Annotated in this window: 1 protein-coding gene; it reads right to left on the minus strand. The window is 51.8% G+C overall.

The genetic code is table 11. The annotated features are described in order from the left end of the window. On the minus strand, window positions 1-315 hold a 315-nt coding region (locus tag EEB15_RS33175; protein ID WP_199236704.1), incomplete at its 3' end, for a Wzz/FepE/Etk N-terminal domain-containing protein. Window positions 316-641: the final 326 nt, after the last annotated feature.

Consider the following 641-nt stretch of genomic DNA (forward strand, 5'->3'; position numbering starts at 1 on the left):
GAACTGACGGCGAGTCTCTTCGGACTGGAGATTTCGCACGAAGATTGAATAGACACCATTTGCCGAAAACGCGGGAAGCCCGTTTTCCGATCTTCCCAAGTTGAAACCAGCTATATCGCTGAGTGAAGGAGGCAGCGTCGAGACACGAGCCTCATAGACGGGCTTGGTGATGAATAGATAAACAATAGCCAACAACACGGGCAACACTGCCAGCAAAGCAATCAGCCATCTCAGGGACCACAACCCACTCATAATCTCTATCAGATCGAACTCGCCGCTCTTGGCTTTATAGGAGGGAAAATTTTTTTCTGTCACAACGGATCCAATTCTTGGGTTAAGGAGTCATCATGCGGCAGCCCCCCTCCTGACGTGGAGATGCATCAGGAAGCTGCTGCATTTTGACAGCATGCTACGAGATTACAAGCCGCACGGTCGCGACCATCGACTCCAGGAGATAGGGATACGACGCAAACACCTTCAGCGCACCAATCGCTGATAACAGAGCCTAGCTCGCGATTCAGGATGCACGGACGTATGTTAGACAAGACAGTCAGAGATTAGTGCCCACAGCAGAAAAATGGGGTCAAGCAGGCCAGAGGATACCTTCCACGAGAGGTTACGACCCGCCGGCAGCAACCCTT

The sequence above is a fragment of the Ramlibacter sp. WS9 genome (assembly GCF_003797765.1).
Classification (GTDB): Bacteria; Pseudomonadota; Gammaproteobacteria; order Burkholderiales; family Burkholderiaceae_C; genus Ramlibacter.